The organism is Streptomyces brasiliensis, assembly GCF_014647875.1.
Classification (GTDB): Bacteria; Actinomycetota; Actinomycetes; order Streptomycetales; family Streptomycetaceae; genus Streptomyces; species Streptomyces brasiliensis.
Genome location: NZ_BMQA01000012.1, coordinates 137,300 through 150,483, shown reverse-complemented (window position 1 = coordinate 150,483; position 13,184 = coordinate 137,300). Strand labels below are relative to the sequence as shown.

The 13,184-nt window shown below is 68.1% G+C and carries 11 protein-coding genes and 1 tRNA gene; 9 read left to right on the top strand and 3 right to left on the bottom strand.

What is annotated here, in order from left to right:
- Positions 1 to 63: 63 nt before the first annotated feature.
- The 8 genes from IEZ19_RS20525 (at position 64) to IEZ19_RS20490 (ending at position 9,566) form a co-directional block, all read left to right on the top strand.
- Positions 64 to 2,343, top strand: coding sequence for an FdhF/YdeP family oxidoreductase (locus IEZ19_RS20525; protein ID WP_189312690.1), 2,280 nt, complete (start codon positions 64 to 66; stop codon positions 2,341 to 2,343).
- A gap of 61 nt (positions 2,344 to 2,404) precedes the next feature.
- A complete protein-coding gene (locus tag IEZ19_RS20520) occupies positions 2,405 to 2,893 on the top strand; it encodes a PaaI family thioesterase (RefSeq protein ID WP_189312689.1) in 489 nt (162 codons plus the stop codon).
- Between the two features lie 67 nt (positions 2,894 to 2,960).
- The gene (locus IEZ19_RS20515; protein ID WP_229840499.1) at positions 2,961 to 3,389 is read left to right on the top strand and encodes a hypothetical protein; all 429 of its coding nucleotides are present in this window, start codon (positions 2,961 to 2,963) and stop codon (positions 3,387 to 3,389) included.
- Between the two features lie 471 nt (positions 3,390 to 3,860).
- A complete protein-coding gene (locus IEZ19_RS20510; RefSeq protein WP_373297016.1) occupies positions 3,861 to 5,087 on the top strand; it encodes a branched-chain amino acid ABC transporter substrate-binding protein in 1,227 nt (408 codons plus the stop codon).
- A gap of 114 nt (positions 5,088 to 5,201) precedes the next feature.
- A complete protein-coding gene (locus IEZ19_RS20505; protein ID WP_189312688.1) occupies positions 5,202 to 6,131 on the top strand; it encodes a branched-chain amino acid ABC transporter permease in 930 nt (309 codons plus the stop codon).
- A 5-nt stretch (positions 6,132 to 6,136) separates the two neighbouring features.
- The gene (locus tag IEZ19_RS20500; RefSeq protein ID WP_189312687.1) at positions 6,137 to 7,963 is read left to right on the top strand and encodes a branched-chain amino acid ABC transporter permease; all 1,827 of its coding nucleotides are present in this window, start codon (positions 6,137 to 6,139) and stop codon (positions 7,961 to 7,963) included.
- 5 nt (positions 7,964 to 7,968) lie between these two features.
- Positions 7,969 to 8,853, top strand: coding sequence for an ABC transporter ATP-binding protein (locus IEZ19_RS20495; protein ID WP_189312686.1), 885 nt, complete (start codon positions 7,969 to 7,971; stop codon positions 8,851 to 8,853).
- Positions 8,850 to 9,566, top strand: coding sequence for an ABC transporter ATP-binding protein (locus tag IEZ19_RS20490; protein WP_189312685.1), 717 nt, complete (start codon positions 8,850 to 8,852; stop codon positions 9,564 to 9,566). Before IEZ19_RS20495 ends, IEZ19_RS20490 begins: the two co-directional genes overlap by 4 nt.
- Positions 9,567 to 9,638: 72 nt before the next feature.
- On the opposite strand, the gene IEZ19_RS20485 is transcribed toward IEZ19_RS20490, so the two are convergent.
- Positions 9,639 to 10,298, bottom strand: a complete 660-nt coding sequence (locus IEZ19_RS20485) for an ANTAR domain-containing response regulator (protein ID WP_189312684.1) — start codon at positions 10,296 to 10,298, stop codon at positions 9,639 to 9,641.
- A gap of 101 nt (positions 10,299 to 10,399) precedes the next feature.
- On the opposite strand from IEZ19_RS20485, the gene IEZ19_RS20480 reads away from it, so the two are divergent.
- Positions 10,400 to 10,483: transfer RNA gene (locus IEZ19_RS20480), tRNA-Leu, on the top strand.
- Between the two features lie 269 nt (positions 10,484 to 10,752).
- Here IEZ19_RS20480 and pyk read toward each other — a convergent pair.
- Together pyk and IEZ19_RS20470 are read right to left on the bottom strand one after the other, a co-directional pair.
- The gene (pyk, locus tag IEZ19_RS20475) at positions 10,753 to 12,189 is read right to left on the bottom strand and encodes a pyruvate kinase (RefSeq protein ID WP_189312683.1); all 1,437 of its coding nucleotides are present in this window, start codon (positions 12,187 to 12,189) and stop codon (positions 10,753 to 10,755) included.
- Between the two features lie 187 nt (positions 12,190 to 12,376).
- Entirely contained in the window at positions 12,377 to 13,069 is a 693-nt protein-coding gene (locus IEZ19_RS20470) for an SIMPL domain-containing protein (RefSeq protein ID WP_189312682.1), read from the bottom strand.
- Between the last annotated feature and the right edge of the window lie 115 nt (positions 13,070 to 13,184).

The following is a 13,184-nucleotide window of genomic DNA, read 5'->3' as shown; positions in this document are numbered from 1 at the left end:
GTCGCCCGTGCGTGCGAGGATCGGAGATGTACATCACGCGCACAGTCGTAAGGAGAGCGGGCGATGGCCAGCAAGCCGCCCAAGGGCGATCCGGTTCAGGACGCGCCGCAGGTCGCGGAGCCGAAGCACGCTGCCGCGGGACTGCCGGCCATCGGCCACACGCTGCGCATCGCCCAGCAGCAGATGGGCGTGAAGCGGACCATGCTGACGCTGCTGAGCGTCAACCAGAAGGACGGCTTCGACTGCCCGGGCTGCGCCTGGCCGGAGCCGGACCACCGGCACAAGGCGGAGTTCTGCGAGAACGGCGCGAAGGCGGTGGCCGAGGAGGCCACCCTGCGCCGGGTCACCCCGGAGTTCTTCGCCGCGCGCTCCGTCGCCGACCTGGCGACCCGCAGCGGCTACTGGCTCGGCCAGCAGGGCCGTCTCACGCACCCCATGTACCTCCCCGAGGGGGGCGAGCACTACGAGCCGGTGAGCTGGGAGCGCGCCTTCGACATCGTCGCCGAGGAGATCGCCGGCCTCGGCTCCCCCGACGAGGCCCTCTTCTACACCTCGGGCCGTACCAGCAACGAGGCCGCGTTCCTGTACCAGCTCTTCGCGCGCGAGCTGGGCACGAACAACCTCCCCGACTGCTCGAACATGTGCCACGAGTCCTCCGGCTCGGCCCTCTCGGAGACGATCGGCGTCGGCAAGGGCAGCGTCCTGCTGGAGGACATGTACAAGGCCGACCTGATCATCGTGGCCGGTCAGAACCCGGGCACGAACCATCCGCGCATGCTCTCCGCCCTGGAGAAGGCCAAGGCGGGCGGCGCGCGGATCATCAGCGTCAACCCGCTGCCCGAGGCCGGCCTGGAGCGGTTCAAGAACCCGCAGACGCCCAAGGGCCTCACCACGGGCGCCGCGCTCAACGACCTGTTCCTGCAGATCCGCATCGGCGGCGACCAGGCCCTCTTCCGGCTCCTGGGCAAGCTGATCGTGGAGACCGAGGGCGCCGTCGACGAAGCGTTCGTCCGTGAACACACCCACGGGTACGAGGAGTTCGCGAAGACCGCCCGTGCCGCCGACTGGGACGAGACGCTCGCCGCAACGGGCCTCACGCGCGCGGACATCGAGCAGGCCCTGGGGATGATCCTCGCCTCCGAGCGCACCATCGTCTGCTGGGCGATGGGCCTGACCCAGCACAAGCACTCCGTGGCGACCATTCGCGAGATCGTCAACTTCCTGCTCCTGCGCGGCAACATCGGCCGCCCGGGCGCGGGCGTGTGCCCGGTGCGCGGCCACTCGAACGTGCAGGGCGACCGCACGATGGGCATCTTCGAGCGCCCAGCCCCGGCCTTCCTGGACGCCCTGGAGAAGGAGTTCGGCTTCGCGCCCCCGCGCGAGCACGGCTACGACGTCGTACGGGCCATCCGCGCGCTGCGTGACGGCGACGCCAAGCTGTTCTTCGCGATGGGCGGGAACTTCGTCTCCGCCTCCCCGGACACGGCGGTCACCGAGGCGGCCATGCGGCGGGCCCGGCTGACCGTGCACGTCTCGACGAAGCTCAACCGCTCGCACGTGGTCACGGGCGCGCGTGCGCTGATCCTGCCGACGCTCGGCCGCACCGAGCGCGATCTGCAGGGCAGTGGCGAGCAGTTCGTGACCGTCGAGGACTCGATGGGGATGGTGCACGCCTCCCGCGGGCGCCTGGAGCCCGCGAGCACGCACCTGCTGTCCGAGCCGGCCATCGTGTGCCGGCTGGCGCGGCGGGTGCTCGGCGAGGACAGCGTGGTGCCGTGGGAGGAGTTCGAGAAGGACTACGCGACGATCCGCGACCGCATCGCGCGCGTAGTGCCCGGTTTCGAGGACTTCAACGCGCGCGTGGAGCGCCCGGGCGGCTTCGCCCTGCCGCACGCCCCGCGCGACGAGCGGCGCTTCCCGACGGCCACCGGCAAGGCCAACTTCACGGCGGCGCCCATCGAGTACCCGAAGGTTCCCGAGGGCCGCGTGCTGCTGCAGACGCTGCGCTCGCACGACCAGTACAACACCACGATCTACGGCCTCGACGACCGTTACCGGGGGATCAAGAACGGGCGCCGGGTGGTGCTGGTGAACCCCGAGGACGCGGGGCAGCTGGGGCTGACCGACGGGTCGTACGTCAATCTGGTGAGCGAGTGGCAGGACGGTGTGGAGCGGCGGGCCGCGGGGTTCCGGGTGGTGCACTACCCGACGGCGCGTGGCTGCGCGGCCGCATACTACCCCGAGACCAATGTGCTCGTGCCGCTCGACGCCACCGCGGACACCAGCAACACCCCGGCCAGCAAGTCCGTCGTCGTCCGTCTGGAACAATCGGCGACCGACTGAGCGTTCGCTCAGCAGACAAGCGTCAGCCGACAGACACACGTACGCCGAACGGAGCCGGTCCATGGGTGAGCAGCAGCAGGTGAAGTTCCCGCAGGAGATCATCGACGAGTACGCGGCCCTCGGGGTCGACCTGCCCGCCCTGTTCTCCGCGGGGCACCTGGGTACGCGGATGGGCGTGCAGATCGTCGAGGCGTCGCCGGAGCGGGTCGTCGGGACGATGCCGGTGGAGGGCAACACCCAGCCGTACGGACTGCTGCACGGAGGAGCGTCCGCCGTACTGGCGGAGACGCTGGGCTCGGTGGGCTCGATGCTGCACGGCGGCAACTCGAAGATCGCGGTCGGCGTCGACCTCAACTGCACGCACCACCGGGGTGTGCGGTCGGGCCTGGTGACCGGTGTCGCGAAGCCCGTGCACCGGGGGCGAAGCACGGCGACGTACGAGATCGTGATCACCGACGAGGAGGACCGCCGGGTCTGCACCGCCCGGTTGACCTGCCTGCTGCGGGACGCGGGGCCCACCGACGGAACCCACCCGCGCGCGGCCGACTGACACTCCTCCAACAGACCCCGGCCGTCCGCCGGTTGATGTCACCCACCTGGCCGCATAGCGTCGAGGCATGGCTACGGGAAGGGCCTCCACTCGGCGGGCGGCACTTGGATTGGGGCTCGGACTGGTGCTCCTGACGAGCCCTCTGGCCGCCGGATGCGCGGGCTCCGGAGCCGCGGACGGGGCGAAGAGCCAGAGCGGTCCGGCGACCGCAACTGGCAGGCCCTCGCCCCGCACCACGTCACCCGAGGAGCTGTGCACGCGAATCGTCGCGTACTGGTCACGCAGGCAGCTCAAGGACGACACCTACGGCGACTACCAGTCGATGGGCCTGTCCGACGGCCAGTACGACATCCTCATGGACGTCGTGGACGCCACCCGTGGCGAACTCGAACGCGGTGACGCCCGCGCGGCCGACCGGCTCATCGACCGCAAGGCGCACGAGGGCTGCGAGGAGTGGTACCGAACGGGCGGCCCACGCAAAGGCCCTTGGGGATGAGCGTCGCTCTTGTCACGGAATATGTGAAAGTGCCGCAAACACCCGACCCTCTTTCCTGGACGTAACGCTGCGTAATAAGCGCGCAATGGGAGCCACCTGCCTCAACTCCAGCGCCCCCACTGCCCACACCACACTCGGAAGTCGGCCGAGTCGCCCGCGGGACCAGCCCCGCGTCATCACCAAAACAGTTGAACGCACCTGAAAACATAGCCACGCGTCCTGCAGGTTCTCACTATACGGACGGGGTAAATCGGCTGGAATTCCGCGCATTCCCCCCACCCAGTACCGCTCTGCATTACGCCGTGTCATAACAAGAGCGTCACAGCCTTGTTCAGACACTCCTCCACGTTCCCTGCACGCGCTTAGAGTCACGGCCAGTCACCGCGCCAAGGGATTCACAGCCCTATCGCCACGGCGCCGGACTCGGTGCGTTCCACGGGGAGCCGCCGTGCCAGGGAAAGGACCTGATTCGTGCGTCAACGTTCGATCATCGCTATCACCGCCGCACTTGCGGCGGGATCGCTGACACTCACCGCCTGTGGGTCCCGCGACGACAAGGGCGGCAGCAGCGGCGACAAGACCACGGTTGTGATCGGTGTCGACGCTCCGCTCACCGGCGACCTCTCGGCCCTCGGCCTCGGCATCAAGAACTCCGCCGACCTGGCCGCCAAGACGGCCAACAAGGAAGGCTTCGTCAAGGGCATCGAGTTCAAGGTCGAGCCCCTCGACGACCAGGCCCAGCCCTCCGTCGGCCAGCAGAACGCCCAGAAGTTCATCAGCGAGAAGGACGTCCTCGGCGTCGTCGGCCCGCTGAACTCCAGCGTCTCCCAGCAGATGCAGAAGCCGTTCAACGACGCCGGCCTCACCCAGGTCTCCCCCGCCAACACCGGCACCGAACTCACCCAGGGCGACGGCTGGAAGACCGGTGACAGGGTCCGCCAGTTCAAGACCTTCTTCCGCACCGCGACCACGGACGAGATCCAGGGCGCCTTCGCCGCCGACTACCTCTACAACAAGGCCAAGGTCAAGAAGGCCTACCTGATCGACGACCAGAAGACCTACGGCGCCGGCCTCGCCGCCTCGTTCAAGACCAACTTCACCAATCTCGGCGGCACCATCGTCGGCAACGACCACGTCAACCCCGACGACCGCGACTTCAACGCCGTAGTCGCCAAGATCAAGAAGACCGGTGCCGAAGCCCTCTACTACGGCGGCGAGTACCCGGCCGCCGCCCCCCTCAGCCAGCAGCTGAAGGACAGCGGCCAGAACATCCCGCTCATGGGCGGCGACGGCGTCTACTCCGGCGACTACCCCAAGCTCAACAAGAAGGCCGAAGGCGACCTCGCCACCTCCGTCGGCAAGCCCGTCGAGCAGCTCGCCTCCGCCAAGAAGTTCATCGCGGACTACAAGACCGCGGGCTACAAGGACGCCTACGAGGCCTACGGCGGCCTCACCTACGACGCCACCTGGTCCATCATCGAGGCCGTCAAGCTCGCCGTCGAGGGCAACGACGGCAAGCTGCCCACGGACGGCCGCAAGGCGGTCCTGGACGCCATGAGCAAGATCAAGTTTGACGGCGTCACCGGCACCATCTCCTTCGACCAGTACGGCGACACCACCAACCACACCATGACCGCGTACAAGATCAAGAGCAACGCGTGGACGCCGGAATACAGCGGGGTGCCCAAGGTCGGCTGAGCGAGGAAAGAACAACGATTCCTCTCCACCTCACACATTGATCAGGCCGCGCGGGAGTGCCCACCAGCGTTCCCGCGCGGCGCCGTATCCGAACCACTCCACGGAGGCCCTGCGGTGAACGAACTGCCGCAACAGCTGGCCAATGGACTCATCCTCGGCGCGATGTACGGACTCATCGCGATCGGTTACACGATGGTCTACGGCATCGTCCAGCTCATCAACTTCGCCCACGGCGAGATCTTCATGGTCGGGGGCTTCGGGGCCCTCACCGTCTGGCTCTGGCTGCCCAAGGACTTCGCGCTGGGCGTAGCCATCCCGCTCATGATCCTCGGCGGCATCATCGTCTCGGTCGCCGTCGCCACCGCGGCGGAACGCTTCGCCTACCGCCCTCTGCGCAACGCACCCCGCCTGGCACCCCTCATCACCGCCATCGGACTGTCCATCGTCCTCCAGCAGATCGTCTGGAAGTGGTACCCGGACGCCAAGAAGGACCGCCCCTTCCCCCAGTTCAACGGCGGCCCCTTCGACATCTTCGGCGCCAACATCCAGCGCGGCGACCTCTTCATCATCATCGCCGCTCCCATCTGCATGACGGCCCTCGGCCTCTTCGTCACCAAGACGCGCTCCGGACGCGGCATGCAGGCCACCGCCCAGGACCCGGACACCGCCAAACTCATGGGCATCAACACCGACCGCATCATCGTCATGGCCTTCGCCATCGGCGCCGCGTTCGCGGCCATCGCCGCCGTCGCCTACGGCCTCAAGAACGGCCAGGTCGGCTTCCGCATGGGCTTCCTCATGGGCCTCAAGGCCTTCACCGCAGCCGTTCTCGGCGGCATCGGCAACATCTACGGCGCCATGCTCGGCGGCCTCGTCCTCGGCGTCGCCGAAGCCCTCGCCACCGGCTACATCGGCGACATCCCCGGCATGGACCTCTTCGGCGGCGGCGCCTGGAAGGACGTCTGGGCCTTCGCCCTCCTCATCCTCGTCCTCCTCTTCCGACCGCAAGGCCTCCTCGGCGAACGCGTCGCGGATCGGGCGTGATACCCATGACCACGAAGACACCCACCGACAACACCGCGGACATCACCAAGTCGCCCACCACGGCGGCACCGTTGATTCCGCTGCCCCCCGCCGTCGCCCGTATCACCACCGTCGCCGGCTCCGCCGTCGCACTCGTGGGCACCTTCCTCGCCTGGACCTGGACCCCGGAATTCCCAGGCGACCTCACCGTCACCGGCTACCCCGGCGGCCTGCAGGTCCTCACCCTCATCGGGGCGACCCTCACCCTGCTCTTCGGCCTCTCCGGCTACGGCATCCGAGGACTCGGCTGGCTCACCCCCGGCGGTACAAACAGCCCCGTCGTCCTCCTCGCCCTCGGCACCCTCGGCACCACCGGCTACGCCATGGGCGCCATCAGCGACGAACTCGGCGGCCTCGTCAACCTCGAACCCGGCGCCTGGATCTCCGGCATCGGCTCCCTCGTCGCCGTGATCGCAGCCTTCGGCCTCCCCGTCGACCGGCCCTACGACGAAAACGACTCCGCCCCGGGCCTCTGGGGCAGGCTCCGTCACTCACTCACGGCCCCCGACCCCGGTCGCGCCAAGGACCTCCCCGCCTGGGCCGAGATCCTCATCATCGCCGCCGGCTTCGGAATCGGCCTCTACGTCTTCGCCTACGGCATCGGCACCGAATACTCCGAACTGTTCGTCGGCTTCCTCATCATCGCCGGCTTCGGATTCACCGCAGTGGCCCGTGCCGGCCTCCTCAAGCGGCTGTCGGCCCTCACCACCAAACACCGCAACGTCACCGTCGCGGCGGCCTTCGCCGCCGCGATCTGCTTCCCCTTCACCCAGACCAACGACCAGTTCGCCCTCATCGGCGCGAACATCCTCATCTTCGCGACCGTGGCCCTCGGCCTCAACGTCGTCGTCGGTCTGGCCGGCCTCCTCGACCTGGGATACGTCGCCTTCCTCGGCGTCGGCGCCTACGCCGCCGCCCTGGTCTCCGGCTCCCCCCAGTCCACCATCGGCGTCCACTTCCCGTTCTGGGCCGCCGTCCTCACCGGCGCCGCCGCCTCGCTGATCTTCGGTGTGGTCATCGGCGCCCCGACCCTGCGGCTGCGCGGCGACTACCTCGCCATCGTCACCCTCGGCTTCGGTGAGATCTTCCGCATCACCATGAACAACCTGAACGGGAACAGCGGCCCCGACGTCACCAACGGCTCCAACGGCATCCCGAACATCCCCGACCTGGAGATCTTCGGATTCAACCTCGGTCTGCCACACGACGTCCTCGGCCACCAGCTCACCCGCTCCGCCAACTACTACCTGCTGATGCTCCTGTTCACGGCCGTCGTCGTGACCGTCTTCCGCCGCTCCGCGGATTCCCGCATCGGTCGCGCCTGGGTCGCCATCCGCGAAGACGAGACCGCCGCCACCGCCATGGGCATCAACGGCTTCCGCCTCAAGCTCCTCGCCTTCGCCCTCGGCGCCACCCTCGCGGGCTTCGCCGGCACCGTCCAGTCCCACGTCTCCTACAGCGTCACCCCCGAGCAGTACCAGTTCGCCGGCTCCGTCCCCCCCAACTCCGCCTTCCTCCTCGCCGCCGTCATCCTCGGCGGCATGGGCACCATCAGCGGACCTCTCATCGGCGCCTCCCTCCTCTACCTCATCCCGGCCAAACTCCAGTTCATGGCGGACTACCAACTCCTCCTCTTCGGCATAGCGCTCATGCTCCTCATGCGCTTCCGGCCCGAAGGCCTCGTCGCCGACCGCAGGAAGCAGCTCGAATTCCACGAAGCCGGACAACTCGACGTACCCGAAGCCACAGCGCTGTCCGAAGGTGCCACCGGCGTCGCCAAGGCAGGGGCGTGACCGCCATGACCACCACCACAACCGCCACCACCACGACGGTCCTCGACGCCAGCGACGTCACCATGCGCTTCGGCGGCCTCACCGCCGTACGCTCCGTCGACCTCACCGTCAACAGCGGCGAGATCGTCGGCCTCATCGGGCCCAACGGCGCCGGCAAAACCACCTTCTTCAACTGCCTGACGGGCCTCTACGTCCCGACCAGCGGAACAGTGAAGTACAAGGGCACCGTCCTGCCGCCCAAACCCCACCTCGTCACCCAGGCCGGCATCGCCCGTACCTTCCAGAACATCCGCCTGTTCGCGAACATGACGGTCCTGGAGAACGTGCTCGTCGGCCGCCACACCCGCACCAAGGAGGGCCTCTGGTCGGCCCTGCTGCGTGGCCCCGGCTTCCACCGGGCCGAGGCGGCCTCCCACGCACGCGCCATGGAACTCCTGGAGTTCGTGGGCCTGGAGAAGAAGGCCGAGCACCTCGCCCGCAACCTGCCCTACGGCGAGCAGCGCAAGCTGGAGATCGCCCGGGCGCTGGCCAGCGAACCGGGTCTGCTCCTCCTCGACGAGCCCACCGCGGGCATGAACCCGCAGGAGACCCGGGCCACCGAGGAACTGGTCTTCGGGATCCGTGACAAAGGCATCGCCGTCCTCGTCATTGAGCACGACATGCGCTTCATCTTCAACCTCTGCGACCGCGTCGCCGTCCTCGTGCAGGGCGAGAAGCTCGTCGAGGGTGACAGCGCGACCGTTCAGGGCGACGAGCGGGTCGTCGCCGCCTATCTGGGCGAGCCCTTCGAGAACGCTCCCGGCGACGAGGAGGTCGCCGAGGTCGAGGCCGCGGAGGCGCACGCCGAGACCACCACGGATGCCGCGCCCGGCAAGGAGAACGACCGATGACCGCACTGCTCGAAGTCGAGGACCTGCGGGTCGCCTACGGCAAGATCGAGGCCGTCAAGGGCATCTCCTTCAAGGTCGACGCCGGTGAGGTCGTCACCCTGATCGGCACGAACGGCGCGGGCAAGACCACCACCCTGCGCACGCTCTCCGGCCTGCTCAAGCCGGTCGGCGGGGAGATCAGGTTCAACGGCAGGTCGCTGAGGAAGATCCCCGCCCATCAGGTGGTCTCGCTGGGGCTCGCCCACTCCCCCGAGGGGCGGCACATCTTCCCCCGCATGACCATCGAGGACAACCTGCGCCTCGGCGCGTTCCTGCGCACCGACAAGCCGGGCATCGAGAAGGACATCCAGCGCGCCTACGACCTCTTCCCCATCCTCGGGGAGCGCAGAAAGCAGGCCGCGGGCACCCTGTCCGGCGGTGAGCAGCAGATGCTGGCGATGGGCCGCGCGCTCATGTGCCAGCCGAAGCTGCTGATGCTCGACGAACCCTCGATGGGTCTGTCGCCGATCATGATGCAGAAGATCATGGCGACGATCGCCGAGCTGAAGTCCCAGGGCACGACCATCCTGCTGGTCGAGCAGAACGCCCAGGCCGCGCTGTCGCTGGCCGATCACGGCCACGTCATGGAGGTCGGCACCATCGTCCTGTCGGGCACCGGCCAGGATCTGCTGCACGACGAGTCCGTACGCAAGGCGTACCTCGGCGAGGACTGACCCGTACGACGCGGCGAGGCCCGCGCCCCTCGAACAGTTCGGGGGCGCGGGCCTCGGCGTACCCGGGAAAGGTCAGCCCTTGTCCTTGGCGGCCTTCTTCTCCTCGTTGTCCGCGATGACCGCCTCGGCAACCTGCTGCATCGACATACGGCGGTCCATCGACGTCTTCTGGATCCAGCGGAACGCGGCCGGCTCGGTCAGGCCGTACTGGGTCTGGAGGATGGACTTGGCGCGGTCGACGAGCTTGCGGGTCTCCAGGCGCTGGGTGAGGTCGGCGACCTCCTGCTCCAACTGCTTCAGCTCGGTGAAGCGGGAGACGGCCATCTCGATCGCGGGCACGACGTCGCTCTTGCTGAACGGCTTCACGAGGTAGGCCATGGCGCCGGCGTCGCGAGCGCGCTCGACGAGGTCGCGCTGGGAGAAGGCGGTGAGCATGAGGACCGGGGCGATGGACTCCTCGGCGATCTTCTCGGCCGCGGAGATGCCGTCGAGCTTGGGCATCTTCACGTCGAGGATCACGAGGTCCGGCCGGTGCTCGCGGGCGAGCTCGACGGCCTGCTCGCCGTCACCGGCCTCACCGACGACGGAGTAGCCCTCCTCCTCCAGCATCTCTTTCAGGTCGAGCCGGATCAGGGCCTCGTCCTCCGCGATGACGACACGGGTCGTCAGCGGAGGCACGTGCGACTTGTCGTCGTCGGGCACGTCTACGGGCTGGGGCGACTCGGCGGTCACGGGGGGCTCCTTGATACGGGCCGGGGAGGTGCTGCTGTCTATGAAGACTACCTAGCTGAACTGTGTGGCGGTGACCAGGTACACTCCGACTCAGCGCTGTTGCCGGGTTGGCGGAACAGGCAGACGCTGATGTCTCAAACACATCTGTCCGTGAGGACGTGCGGGTTCGAGTCCCGCACCCGGCACTCCCCGAGGCGGAGGATCACGTTCGCGTGATCCTCCGCTTTTTGCTGCACACAGTGACGATCCGCGGCACAGAGTGGTCGGGAGTTTCCTGACGCACCATCAGAAAACGCCGGGCATGCCGAACGACCGATCGAGTGAACGCACTGCACCCGCACGGCACCCCGTTCAACATCCCAGTCGCCGAGAAAGCCTCCGTAGCCCTCGGACACCCACGTGGACCAGAAGCACTGAAAAGGGCCCCTCGCCACCGAGGAGCCCTCACCGTGTCCTACTTGGGACTGTCGTCCTCGCCGATGTGGTGGACGCGGACCATGTTCGTGGCGCCGGTGACCCCGGGCGGGGAGCCCGCCGTGATCACCACGACATCACCCCGCTCGCAGCGGCCGTACTTCAGAAGCAGCTCGTCGACCTGGTCGACCATCGCGTCCGTGGACTCGACGTGCGGGCCGAGGAACGTCTCGGCGCCCCAGGTGAGGCTGAGCTGGGAGCGCGTCGCCTGTTCCGGGGTGAACGCCAGCAGCGGGATCGGGGAGCGGTAGCGGGAGAGCCGGCGGGCGGTGTCTCCCGACTGCGTGAACGCGACCAGGAACTTCGCGCCCAGGAAGTCGCCCATCTCCGCTGCCGCGCGGGCCACCGCGCCGCCCTGGGTGCGGGGCTTGTTCGACTCGGTGAGCGGCGGGAGGCCCTTGGCCAGGATGTCCTCCTCGGCCGCCTCGACGATCTTGGCCATCGTGCGCACCGTCTCGACGGCGTACTTGCCGACGCTGGTCTCGCCGGACAGCATCACCGCGTCCGTCCCGTCGATGACCGCGTTGGCCACGTCGCTCGCCTCGGCCCTGGTCGGGCGCGAGTTCTCGATCATCGAGTCCAGCATCTGGGTCGCGACGATGACCGGTTTGGCGTTGCGGCGGGCGAGCTTGATGGCCCGCTTCTGCACGATCGGGACCTGCTCGAGGGGCATTTCGACGCCGAGGTCGCCGCGCGCGACCATGATGCCGTCGAAGGCCGCCACGATCTCGTCGATGTTCTCGACGGCCTGCGGCTTCTCGACCTTGGCGATCACGGGGAGGCGGCGGCCCTCCTCGTCCATGATGCGGTGGACGTCCTGGATGTCCTTGCCGCTGCGGACGAAGGAGAGCGCGATGACGTCGAAGCCGGTGCGCAGGGCCCAGCGCAGGTCGTCCTCGTCCTTCTTGGAGAGGGCCGGCACGGAGACCGCGACGCCGGGCAGGTTGAGGCCCTTGTGGTCGGAGATCACGCCGCCCTCGACCACCGTGGTGTGTACCCGGGGGCCGTCGACGGAGGTGACCTCGAGGCAGACCTTGCCGTCGTCGACGAGGACACGCTCGCCGGGCGTCACGTCGGCGGCGAGGCCGGAGTAGGTGGTTCCGCACTGGTGGCGGTCGCCCTCGGCACCGTCCTCCACCGTGATGGTGAAGGTGTCGCCGCGTTCAAGGAGTACGGGCCCTTCGGTGAAACGGCCGAGCCGGATCTTCGGGCCTTGAAGGTCGGCGAGGAGTCCGATGCTGCGGCCGGTCTCGTCGGCGGCCTTCTGTACGTGCTGGTAGCGCTCCTCGTGATCGGCGTAACCGCCGTGGCTGAGGTTGAAACGAGCCACGTCCATTCCGGCCTCGACCAGTGCCTTGATCTGGTCGTACGAGTCGGTGGCGGGCCCCAATGTACAAACGATCTTTGCTCGGCGCATGAATCGAGCCTAGGCCTTACCGACCGGTAGAGAATTGGCCGGACGTGACTACTCAACAACCTTTACATGAAGGGCCATTGACAAGTGTTGAATTGTGCGGTGGCCCGCTCCTATGAGCATCACGGACGGCAGCGGAGAAATTCATGACAACGGCCGTCCGGACGGGTCCGTGAATTCCCTCTCCGGGTCACAGTCGCGGCGGCGCGATCGTAAAGCGCGCGTTGACCTGGGCGCTGACGTGCCGGCGCTGGGGTTCGAGATCCAGCGGCGGCGGGGTTTCGTCGTCGGTGGCCGCGGCGAAGGCCATCGAGCGGGCGCGGCCCGCCGTCCGGGAGAACGCCTCGGCGCCGTCGGCCCCGATGTCCGCGATTTCCACCAGTGAGGTGAGGGTCGTGTCGAGGGCCTCGGCGTAGTCGCGGGCGCGCTTGATCGCCTCGTGCACCGCCTGCCGGCGCGCCTCCCGGTACACCGGCGAGTCGGGGCGCAGGCCCCACCAGGGGCCGTCGACCCGCGTGAGCTCCAACTCGCTCGCGCGTGTGACGAGTTCACCGAGGGCCGTGAAGTCGGACAGTTCGGCGACGATGTGCACCCGGCCGTGGTAGCTGCGGACGCGTTCGCCGCGGCCGTGCGGGGACAGTTCGGGCGTGATGGAGAAGAAGCCGGTCTCCAGGCGTTCCACGGCCTCGCCGTAGGACTTGACGAGTTCGACGACCTCGGCGTTGCGCCGGGTGAGGTCGTCGAGCGCGGAACGCCGGTCGCGCCCACGGGCATTGACGGTGATACCGAGGCCGGCGGTCTCGGGCTCGACTTCGAGGTGGGCCTCGCCGCGGACAGCGACGCGGGGCACCTCGGGCGTGGGGGAGGGCGACGGGGTGGCCATACGTCCCACTCTGCCACGTCTTTCCCGGTTGAACCTGTCGAGTTGACCCGTCAGGTCACCAGATCGCAACCTCCTGGACCTGTTGCCGTCAGTCATGCCCAGGTCAGAATCTACG

Bases quoted from the DNA above. Each gene is read 5' to 3' on its own strand.
- IEZ19_RS20525 (WP_189312690.1), top strand. From the start codon at position 64: ATGGCCAGCAAGCCGCCCAAGGGCGATCCGGTTCAGGACGCGCCGCAG.
- IEZ19_RS20520 (WP_189312689.1), top strand. From the start codon at position 2,405: ATGGGTGAGCAGCAGCAGGTGAAGTTCCCGCAGGAGATCATCGACGAG.
- IEZ19_RS20515 (WP_229840499.1), top strand. From the start codon at position 2,961: ATGGCTACGGGAAGGGCCTCCACTCGGCGGGCGGCACTTGGATTGGGG.
- IEZ19_RS20500 (WP_189312687.1), top strand. From the start codon at position 6,137: ATGACCACGAAGACACCCACCGACAACACCGCGGACATCACCAAGTCG.
- IEZ19_RS20495 (WP_189312686.1), top strand. From the start codon at position 7,969: ATGACCACCACCACAACCGCCACCACCACGACGGTCCTCGACGCCAGC.
- IEZ19_RS20490 (WP_189312685.1), top strand. From the start codon at position 8,850: ATGACCGCACTGCTCGAAGTCGAGGACCTGCGGGTCGCCTACGGCAAG.
- pyk (WP_189312683.1), bottom strand. From the start codon at position 12,189: ATGCGCCGAGCAAAGATCGTTTGTACATTGGGGCCCGCCACCGACTCG.
- IEZ19_RS20470 (WP_189312682.1), bottom strand. From the start codon at position 13,069: ATGGCCACCCCGTCGCCCTCCCCCACGCCCGAGGTGCCCCGCGTCGCT.